The following is a 9,458-nucleotide window of genomic DNA, read 5'->3' on the forward strand; positions in this document are numbered from 1 at the left end:
CTCAACCGCGGGCTGAAGAAGTCCCCGGCCGAGCGCTACCCGACGATGGACGCCTTTGCGCAAGACCTGCGGCGTTGGCTGGCGGGCGAGCCGGTGCAGGCCCGGCCGGACCGCCTAGCCTACCGCACCGCCAAGTTCGTCGGCCGGCATCGGCTGCCGGTGGCCGCGGGGGCTGCGGTGGTCGTGTCCCTGATCGCCGGGACCGGCCTCTCCTTGTGGCAGGCCCAGCAGGCCCGGCGCGCGGCCATGGAGGCCCGGACGCAGAGCGCGACGGCGGCTGCCGTCAGGCACTTCATGGAACAGGTGTTCCTGGCCAACTCAGGCGACCAGGCCGACCCCCAACGCGCGCGCGAAATGACGGCCCGGGAGCTGCTGGACCAGGGCACAGCCCGTCTGGAAGTTGATTTGCGCGATGCGCCCGAAGCCAGGCTGGAGCTGTATGCCACGCTGGCCGAGCTCTACAGCGGCATGGGGCTGGAAGCACAGGCCCGCACCCTGGCCGACAAGCGGCTGGCGCTCGCCAGGGCACTGCATGGTGAGCCCAGCCTGGCCGTGGCCCAGGCCCTGATCGCCCGCGCACAGCGGGACGTCACGTCCGACAAGCAGAAGGACGCCTTGTCATTGCTGACCCAGGCCCGCGCGGACCTGGATGCCATCGCGCCTTCACAGCCCGATGAGGCCAGCACGCGTCTTCTGCTCGACATCACCCTGGCAGATGCCTACCAGCGCCAGTCCCCGTTGCAGGCCTTGCCTTACGCCGAACAGGCCGTCGCATCCGCCAAGGCGCAGCGGCTGGCGGCACAGACCGTCCGAGCGCTGAGGATTCAGTCGGATGCTCTTTTCCGGCTGGAGCGCTTTGCGCAGGCCCAGGTGCCGCTGAAGGAAGTGGCCGCGATGATCGAGGCAGACCACAGCCTGGGGTGGCAGCATGTGATCGACGTCTATTCCAGCTTGGCCGATCTTCAAAGCCGAGCGGGGCAGCGCGCAGACGCCGAAGCCTCCTACCAAAGGGCGCTGGCGCTGGCGAGCAAGGGCGCGGGTCAGCCCCAAGATCTGGCCATCGTCCAGAATCGCCTGGCCATTTCGCGCTTCATCGGCGGCCAGTATGCCGAGGCTGTCGAGGCGAGTCGCGTGGCAGCCCAGTGGGCGCGGCAGCTTCCGGCGGACACGCCCCTGGGACTCTTTCCGGCCACCTTCGTGGGAAACCATGGGCGGGCACTCAATGTTTGGGGTCACCCGGAGGAGGCGCTGTCCACCATCGAGGAGGGGCTCGCCATGATCGCGCGCCGGCAGCGTGCCACAGGCCAGCCCGCGGTCGAACATGAAGGACCGCTTCAAGCCTTCCGCGCCGAGGCCTTGATCGAACTGGGCCGGCTGGCGGAGGCTGAACAGGCCATGAACCGATGCTGGGCACTGCTGGGGGACAACCGAACCCACCAGCTCGGCTTTGCCACCAATGCGCGGCGCGCCTACTGGGTGGCCAGCGGGCAGGCCCAGCGGGCGCTGGACGACTTCAACCGAAGCCCGAGACCATCGAGCCCCGATCCCAGTGCACCGGCGCGATGGCAATCTCAAAAGGCGATGTTCGAGATGGCGGCGGGTGATGCGGCGGCCGCCAGGAACGATGCAGAGGCCGCACTGGCCAGCCTCCAGAAGGACCCCAACCGGGCCTACCTTCGATACTCCGAAGGCACGGCATGGTTCGTCCTGGGCCAGGCCTTGCTGGCGCAGGGCGACCACGCATCGGCGGTCAACGCATTGGCTCAGGCCGAGGTCGTGTACCGCCAGATGTACGACGCGTCCGTCAGCCTGCCGCTGGCGCGATTGCTGTCTGTCGAAGCACAAGCGCTCGAACGCGTGCACGACGCGGCAGGGGCCCAGCGAAAGGAAGACGAGTCCCGGGCCATCCGGGCCCGGCATCCCTCCGTGAGAGGACTCTTCCCATCCCGGTGATGTCCGGTTGACGCCCAACCCGCCGTTCAACGGAGCAGGGGGCCCGCGCCGCGGGCCCGCGCTTCCTCCGTGGAACAGGAGTTGGACATGCTGCGAACCCGCGCGACGCCCTGGCGTTGCCTTGTGCTTTTCCTGCCGGCCTGGGCGCTGGCCTTGGGGGCCAGCACGGCCAGGGCGGCCGACACGGTCGATTGGCGGTTGGGCCTGGGGGGCGGCAGCGCCCATGGCCGCACCGATTGCGTGGCGGGCTATGCCTGTGACGCCGAGGGCGGTCAGGGCCAGCTGCATGTCGATGCGCTGATCGACGAGGCCTGGGCGGTGCGGCTGGCCGCGTTCGGCGCCCGCCGCTTTCACGGCGGCGACACCAGCCCGGCGGGCACGCCCTTCGGGGGCGATTTCGCCGTGCGTGGGCTGGCCCTGAGCGGGAGCTACCGCTGGGCCTTCGCACCCGACTGGGATCTGGAGGGGCGCGCGGGCCTGGCCAGCGTGCAGACGCGCTTTCGCTACGCCGCGCCCTTTGCCGGCAGCGTCTCCCACACCAGCACCCAGCCTCTGCTGGGGCTGGCCTTGGGCTGGTCGCCCGCGCCGGACTGGCGGCTGTCCCTGGAATGGGATGTGACCCGCTTCGAGGCCTATCGCACCCAGGGGCCGCTGCGCCTGCTGGGCCTGGCCGTCGAAACCCGCTTCTGAAGGGAGATGCCCGTGACTGTTTCCCCCCTGTCCTTCTCCCGCCCCCTGCAGCGTGTCCTGTCCTGGCTGCCCGGGCTGGCGCTGGCCCTGCTGGGCGCCTGCGGCGGCAGCGCCGACGCCCCGCCGCCCACCGAAATCACGCCCAGCACGCCACCGGTCGAGGCGGTGGCGCCCACCATCGTGCAGCCGCCGCTGGGCCTGACGGTGGAGGCAGGTCAGCCGGCCGCCTTCTCGGTGGCCGCCACCGGCACCGACCCGCTGCACTACCAGTGGCAGCGCGACGGGGTCGACATCGCCGGGGCCACCGGCACCAGCTACACCCTGGACAGCACGGTGGCCACCGATGACGGCGCGGTCTTCCGGGCGGTGGTGAGCAATGTGGCCGGCACGGCCACCAGCGAGGGCGCGACCCTCACCGTGACGGTGCCGCCGGTGGACCCGCCGCCCGCCGATCCGCCGGTGCTCACCATCACCCAGCAGCCCACCAGCCTGTCGGTGACGGCCGGTGCCACGGCCAGCTTCAGCGTGGCGGCCAGCTGCAGCCGGGGCACGCTGCACATCCAGTGGCAGCGCGGCAGCGCGGGCAGCTTCAGCGACCTGGCCGGCGCCACGGCCAACGGCTACAGCCTGTCCACCGCGGCTGCCGACAACGGAGCCCAGTTCCAGGCCCGGCTGGACTGCGATGGCCAGAGTGCCGCCACCAGCGCGGTGGCCACGCTGACCGTGACCACACCGCCACCGCCGCCGGCCACGCTGAACCTGTTGGCCTATCCGCTCACCGGCCTGCGGGACCAGGCCCAGGTCGGGTCGCTCAGCGCCGTCGACCGCCTGCCCGATGGCAGCACCGTGTTCGCCGACCGCAGCCGGGTGCGGCGGCTCTCGGCCGATCTGTCCACCATCTCCGCCCTGGCCGGCGGCACCAGCACCGGGTCTGCCGATGGCGTGGGGGCCGCGGCCAGCTTCAACGGCATCCAGGGCCTGACCCACGACAGCGCCGGCAATGTCTACGTGGCCGATGGCGGCAACGGCACGGTGCGCCGCATCGCCCCCGATGGCACGGTCACCACCCTGGCCGGCCTGGCCGGGCAGTCCGGCAGCGTCGATGGCAGCGGCAGCGCCGCCCGCTTCTACAGCCCCAGCGGCATCGTGCTGGGCAGCGATGGCGACCTGTACGTGGCCGATGCGCCAGCAGCCCTGATCCGCCGGGTGAGCCTGGCCGGTGTGGTCAGCACCTATGCCGGCAGCGGCAGCTACGGCAACGCCAACGGGCCGGCACTGGCCGCGCAGTTCTACTACCCCAGCGGTCTGGTGATGGCCGCCAATGGCGACCTCATCGTGGCCGACACCGGCAACAACCTCCTGCGGCGCATCGTGCGCAGCGGGGGCGGCGCCGGTGCGGTGCAGACCCTGGCGGGCAGCGGCAGCGTGGATGCCAGCGCACCCGACGGCATCGGCACCGCCGCCGGCCTGCCCAGCCCCGCGGGCATGGTGCTGAGCGCCAACACGGTGGTGCTGCACGACGGTGCGGGCCTGTTGCGCCGGGTCGACCTGGCCACCGGGGCGGTGACCACCGTCACCGGTTCGCGCAGCCTGGGCGAAGGCCTGGCCGATGGCGGCCCCGGGGCGGCCCGCCTGCGCGCCAATGGCCGCGGCGTCACCAGCGGCCCCTCGGGGGGCTGGCTGCTGGCCGATGAACTGGCCCTGCGGCTGGTCAGCGCCACCGGCGTGGTGAGCACGCTGACCATGGCCAACGTCAATCCCAACTCGCCCACGGCGTCCGGCGTGCTCGCCCAGCTGCCCTTCGGCCTGGCGAGCAACGACGACCAAAGCATCGCGGTGGACAGCAACGGCCAGGTGGTGGTGGCCGACCAGGTCACCCAGACGGTGCGGCGCATCAGCACGGGGGGCGCGGTCAGCCTGCTGGCCGGTCTGACCGGCAGCTACGCCGGGGCCGTGGACGGCCAGGGCAGCGCCGCGCAGTTCGCCCACATCGGCCCGGGCGTGACCTCGGATGGCTCGGGCGGCGTCTGGGTGGCGGACGACGATGCCATCCGCCACATCACCGCCGATGGCACGGTCAGCCTGCTGGCCGGGGCGGTGAGCACCCAGGGTGGGCCCACGTCCTTCGGCGCGGTGGACGGGCAGGGGGCCGCGGCCCGCTTTGCCAGCCCCCACGGGCTGGCACGGGGGCCGGACGGTGCGCTCTATGTGGCCGACCGCGACAACTGCGCCATCCGGCGGGTGAGCAGCAGCGGACAGGTGAGCACCTGGGCCGGGGCGCTGGGCGCGTGCAGCCGGGTGGACGGGCCGCGCGCGAGCGCGCGTTTCAGGCGCCCCACCGCCCTGGCCTTCGGCACCGATGGCACGCTGTGGGTGGCGGACAACGGCCAGCTGCGCCGCCTGGGCAGCGACGGCAGCGTGAGCACGCCCGGCGGTCTGCCCGGCGGCTTCACCGCGGTGGCCGTGGATGCGGCGGGCACGGTCTACCTGGGCAGCGACAGCGGCCTCTACCAGCTGGCGGCCGGGGGCGGCAGCGCCACGCTGCTGATCGCGGGGGGGCCGAACGACGCCATCGTGCTGGGCGCCAGCCCCCACCTGGGGGCGACGTACGGCATGGCGGTGCTGGCCAACAAGCAGCTGGTGCTGCTCAGCGGCGGGCGCATCCTGCTGGCCACGCTGCCCTGAGCCGGGCCAGAGGGCGTTCTCTCAAAGAAAAAGCCCCCGGGGGACCGGGGGCTCTTGCGTGGCAGGCCCGAGGACCTGCCGCAGACGGCTGTTCAGCCGATCACTTGCTGGCGGCGGGAGCAGCGGCTTCGGCCTTCTCAGCCTTCTTCTTGGCGGCGTGCTTCTTCTTGGCCTTGTGATGAGCGGCGGAAGCGGCGGCGGCCGGCGCAGCAGCGGCGTCGGTGGCCGGGGCATCCGCGGCAAAGGCGCCGGCGGCGAACACGGTGGCGATCAGGGCAGCGAACAGCTTGGTCATGATGATCAGGGACGTTGAGTCCGTGGGTTGAAGATGTCTGCTCAACGAGGCTCGGAAAGCTCCGGTTGACGTTCTCGAGGACAATTTGCAAGAAGTTGTCTCAAAGCTGTCTTGAACCTGTCTGCCCTGCTCGATGCCATCGCCCACCTCCAGCCGGTGGATTCCGCCCAGCGCCTCTTCCATGGCCGCGGCGGCCGCCATCCCGGCTGTGAAAACTGGGCCCTGGACGCCTACCCGCCGGTCTGGCTGCTGACCTGCTTCGCCCCGGTGGACGAGGCCACGCTGGCGACCGTCCAGGCCGCCTTCGTGCGGCGCTGGGCCGAGGTGGCGCCCGGCCAGACCCTGAACCTCGTCTTCCAGCAGCGCGACGAGGTGCGGGCCCAGACCCGGCTGCTCAGCGGCAGCGTGCCCGAGCCCCACACCGTGGAAGAGGACGGCGCCCGCTACAAGGTGCACCTGCTGCGCGGCTTCAACCACGGCCTGTTCCTGGACATGGCCGAGGGCCGGCGCTGGGTGCGGGCCCAGGCCGCCGCCCGGCCCGGCTTGACCGTGCTCAATCTCTTTGCCTACACCTGCGCCTTCTCGGTGGCCGCCCTGCAGGGCGGCGCCGGCCGGGTGGTGAATGTGGACATGGCCGCCGGCGCCCTGGGCATCGGCAAGGCCAACCATGCCCTCAACGGCCTGTCGGCCGGGGCCAGCTTCCTGCCGCACGACCTGTTCAGCAGCTGGGGCAAGGTGGGCCGCGGCGGGCCCTACGACCTGGTCATCGCCGACCCGCCCAGCTACCAGAAGGGCAGCTTCGTGGCCGAGAAGGACTACCCCCGCCTGCTGCGCCGCCTGCCCGAGCTGCTGACGCCCGGCGGCCAGGCCCTGCTGTGCCTGAACTCGCCCAAGCGCACCGAGGCCGAGCTGCGCGCCTGGGTGGCCGAGCACGCGCCCACCCTGCAGGTGACCGAACGCCTGCCCAACCCGGCGGCCTTTGCCGATGCGGATGAGACGCGCTCGCTCAAGGTGCTGGTGGCGCGGCGGCCGGGCTGAGCGTCCATGGCGGCCTGCCTTGGTTGGCATGGGCCGATGAGCGTTCCCTTGCTGGAGACCCCGCGGCGCGGACAATCCGGGGTTCTGAACCCTTGTCCTGTCCCGGACCCCCGGAGCCCCGCGTGAAGCCCTACACCATCGAAGTCCAGCGCCTGAAGTCCATCCGTCATGACCACCACGGCCTCATCGAGGTCAGCCTGGACGCCCTGGTCTCGGCCCGCCAGGCCGCCCGCGACGACAGCGAACCCGGCGTGCCGTCCAGCTGCCTGAGCATCCCGGTGGAACACGCCCGCACCCTGGTGCTGCTGCTCAAGCAGCAGCTGAACGAGCTGGACAAGCTCAACCCGCGCAGCCGGCGCTCGGGCCGGGCCTGAGCGGGCTCAGGCCTGGGTGCTGATCAGGTTGTTCAGCGCACTCAGCCCGCTGTCGTCGCCATAACCCACCTGGGATTGCAGGGACGCCAGCACATCGGCCAGCCTGGGGGTCTGTCCCTGACCCTGGGTGTTGGCCATCCAGTCGTCAAAGGCCTGCTGAAGATCGGGCGGTGTGTTGGATTGGCTCACCTGGGTGATCAGCAGGGACAGGCTGCCCGACAAACTCCGCCCACCATCGCCGCCCGAGCCGTCACCGCTCAGCGCGCCGAGCAGACCGTTCACGAAGGCGGCCTGCCCATCCTGCGGCGTGCCCTGCAGCGCCTGGGCGAGGGCCGTGGACAGGGGGCAGGCAGGAGCCGATGCCTCCTGCGCCCCGTCCGGGTCGTCATCCTGCCCGGGCGGAGTGGGGGCCGGCGCCAGGCTGGCGTCGGCGCTGATGGGGCTGAAGCGCCAGGAGGTGTCGCTCTGGGTCATGGTGATGTCCATTTCACGGGTCCTTCGGTCAGGGGAGTCGGCCATGCCAGGCCGAACCCCCATCAGACGGCGAACCGCACCCCGGCGATGACACGATGAGGCCCCTCGTGTCAGCGCCTTTCACATGGGCTTCACGCCGCCTCACGCCGCGACGGCTTGGCGACAGCCTGGAGGCCGGTTCCCCGCCATGGACTTTGCGCTGCGCTAGGCTGCCGGCATGACACGCATGCCTGCGCTTTCCCCTGTTCTGCGCTCCGCCCTGCCCCTGCTGCTGGTCGGGGCCTGCCTGGGGGCCGGCCGGACCTGGGCCGGCCCGCCGACAACCGATGACCGAGACATCACCCCCATCCCCGCGCTGGACCTGCCCCGCTACATGGGCACCTGGTACGAGGTGGCCAAGTACCCCAACCGCTTCCAGCGCGACTGCGCGCGCGACACCCGGGCCACCTACACCTTGCAGCCCCAGGGCACGGTGGAGGTGCGCAACCGCTGTACCCGGGCCGACGGCAGCGTGAACGAGGCGGTGGGCGAGGCCCGCCGCGCCGATGCCCGAGCCGACGGCGCCCGGCTGGAGGTGCGCTTCGCGCCGGCCTGGCTGTCCTTCCTGCCCTTCGTCTGGGGCGACTACTGGGTGCTGGACCTGGATCCCGACTACACCCTCTCGGCGGTGGGCGAGCCCAGCGGCAACTACCTGTGGATCCTCTCGCGCACGCCGCAGGTGGACCCGGTGCGCTACCAGGCCTTGCTGGGTCGTCTGGCCGCGCGCGGCATCGACGTGCAGCGGCTGGAGACCAGCCCGCAGGATGCGCCCTGACCCGGCTCTGATGCCGAACAGCGTGCCGCGGTGCCCGCTGCTGCGCTGAGCGCCAGCGCACCCTGCCCGGCCTGGCGCCGCAGCCGGCCCGGGCTTTGCCCCGTCCAGCGCCGGAAGGCCTGGTTGAACACGCTCTGGTCGGCATAGCCCAGCCGCCGGGCCAGCTCGGCCAGCGGCAGCGTGCCTTGCCGCAGCAGCGTCAGCGCCAGGGCGTGGCGGTGCGCATCCAGCAGGGCCGAGAAATGCGTGCCCTGGGCCGCCAGCCGCCGCTGCAGCGCGCGCGGGTGCAGGCCCAGGGCGCGGGCCACCTCGGCCTGGGTGCACGGGCCCGGCGGCAGCCGGCGGGCGATGTGCTGGCGCACCAGTGCCACCGTGTCCGGCGCATCGGGCGTGTCCGGCCCCCGGGGCGCGGCCAGCCGGGCCAGGGTGTCGCGGATCAGCGGCGCGTACTGCGTGTCCTGGATGGCGGTGGGGGCGTCCAGCAGCGCGGCGTCCAGCTGCAGCGCGGTCTGGGCCGCGCCCCAGCGCAGCGGTGCGCCCAGGCCGCGCGCCAGGGCCCGGCGCACGGCGGCATCGGCCGGGGCCGGGCAGGCCAGCCGCACCGCCCGTGGCGCGAAATCCGGCTGCCCGCTGACGAAGGCCACCGCATTGCGGGTCACCGCCATCGCAAAGGCCAGCAGCTGGGTCTTGGGTTCCTCGGGGCAGGCCGGGCGGTAGCTCAGCACGGCCCGTGGGCCGGCCACCTCCAGCGCCATCGTGAAGGCGTCCGAATGGGCGCCCAGCCGATCGCCCAGGGCCGTCAGGGCCTCGCCCACCCGGGCCGGCAGCCGCGCCGCCAGGCCCACCGCGCCCAGCAGGCTCAGGTGCTGCACCGCCGCCAGCCGCAGCCCGAAATCCGGGCAGGCCCAGTCGCGCGCGCCGGCCTCCAGCAGCCGGCACAGGCCGCGGTAGGGCAGGCGCACCTCCGGGTCGTCCAGCGCGGCCAGCGGCAGCTTCTGGCGGGCCAGCAGGGCCTCGGCGTCCTGCCCCATCTGCGCCGCCAGGGCGCGCAGGCCGCGCAGGGCGCCTGCGCGGGTCCAGGGCTCGGCCCGGCGGCGGGGGAAAAGGGGGCTTTCTGGGGCTGGCGGGCCAAGGG

At 72.5% G+C, this 9,458-nt stretch carries 9 protein-coding genes; 6 read left to right on the forward strand and 3 right to left on the reverse strand.

Translation table 11 applies throughout. The features are described 5' to 3' along the window. The 3 genes from I73_RS23830 to I73_RS30295 all read left to right on the forward strand — a co-directional run. A partial coding sequence (locus I73_RS23830) for a tetratricopeptide repeat protein (RefSeq protein WP_022982918.1) occupies nucleotides 1-1,953 on the forward strand: 1,953 nt, incomplete at its 5' end. An 87-nt stretch (nucleotides 1,954-2,040) separates the two neighbouring features. After that, the gene (locus tag I73_RS23835) at nucleotides 2,041-2,643 is read left to right on the forward strand and encodes a hypothetical protein (RefSeq protein ID WP_022982919.1); all 603 of its coding nucleotides are present in this window, start codon (nucleotides 2,041-2,043) and stop codon (nucleotides 2,641-2,643) included. A gap of 12 nt (nucleotides 2,644-2,655) precedes the next feature. Further along, nucleotides 2,656-5,328 carry a hypothetical protein gene (locus tag I73_RS30295; protein WP_159105926.1) on the forward strand — a complete coding sequence of 891 codons (2,673 nt, stop codon included), beginning with the start codon at nucleotides 2,656-2,658 and terminating at the stop codon, nucleotides 5,326-5,328. Nucleotides 5,329-5,428: 100 nt separating this feature from the next. Here I73_RS30295 and I73_RS23845 read toward each other — a convergent pair whose 3' ends face one another. Next, nucleotides 5,429-5,623: a hypothetical protein gene (locus I73_RS23845; RefSeq protein WP_022982921.1), complete on the reverse strand. Its 195-nt coding sequence runs from the start codon at nucleotides 5,621-5,623 to the stop codon at nucleotides 5,429-5,431. A 117-nt stretch (nucleotides 5,624-5,740) separates the two neighbouring features. On the opposite strand from I73_RS23845, the gene I73_RS23850 reads away from it, so the two are divergent. Both I73_RS23850 and I73_RS23855 read left to right on the forward strand, forming a co-directional pair. Further along, on the forward strand, nucleotides 5,741-6,661 hold the full coding sequence (locus I73_RS23850; RefSeq protein WP_026097145.1) for a class I SAM-dependent methyltransferase: 921 nt from the start codon (nucleotides 5,741-5,743) through the stop codon (nucleotides 6,659-6,661). Between the two features lie 122 nt (nucleotides 6,662-6,783). Continuing rightward, a complete protein-coding gene (locus I73_RS23855; RefSeq protein WP_022982923.1) occupies nucleotides 6,784-7,035 on the forward strand; it encodes a hypothetical protein in 252 nt (83 codons plus the stop codon). Nucleotides 7,036-7,041: 6 nt separating this feature from the next. On the opposite strand, the gene I73_RS23860 is transcribed toward I73_RS23855, so the two are convergent. After that, complete coding sequence (locus tag I73_RS23860; protein ID WP_022982924.1) at nucleotides 7,042-7,521, reverse strand: hypothetical protein; 480 nt, start codon at nucleotides 7,519-7,521, stop codon at nucleotides 7,042-7,044. A gap of 214 nt (nucleotides 7,522-7,735) precedes the next feature. Between I73_RS23860 and I73_RS23865 the strand changes: the two genes are divergently transcribed. Continuing rightward, nucleotides 7,736-8,323 carry a lipocalin family protein gene (locus I73_RS23865; protein WP_083877042.1) on the forward strand — a complete coding sequence of 196 codons (588 nt, stop codon included), beginning with the start codon at nucleotides 7,736-7,738 and terminating at the stop codon, nucleotides 8,321-8,323. Here the strand turns inward: I73_RS23865 and I73_RS23870 are convergent. Continuing rightward, on the reverse strand, nucleotides 8,242-9,458 hold a 1,217-nt coding region (locus I73_RS23870; protein ID WP_148289905.1), incomplete at its 5' end, for an AraC family transcriptional regulator. The two genes, I73_RS23865 and I73_RS23870, sit on opposite strands and share 82 nt — an antisense overlap.

The sequence above is a fragment of the Ideonella sp. B508-1 genome (assembly GCF_000333615.1).
Lineage (GTDB): Bacteria > Pseudomonadota > Gammaproteobacteria > Burkholderiales > Burkholderiaceae_C > Ideonella.

What these genes read in the sequence shown, in the direction of transcription:
- I73_RS23835 (WP_022982919.1), top strand. Translation starts at nt 2,041, where the DNA reads ATGCTGCGAACCCGCGCGACGCCCTGGCGTTGCCTTGTGCTTTTCCTG.
- I73_RS23845 (WP_022982921.1), bottom strand. Translation starts at nt 5,623, where the DNA reads ATGACCAAGCTGTTCGCTGCCCTGATCGCCACCGTGTTCGCCGCCGGC.
- I73_RS23860 (WP_022982924.1), bottom strand. Translation starts at nt 7,521, where the DNA reads ATGGACATCACCATGACCCAGAGCGACACCTCCTGGCGCTTCAGCCCC.
- I73_RS23865 (WP_083877042.1), top strand. Translation starts at nt 7,736, where the DNA reads ATGCCTGCGCTTTCCCCTGTTCTGCGCTCCGCCCTGCCCCTGCTGCTG.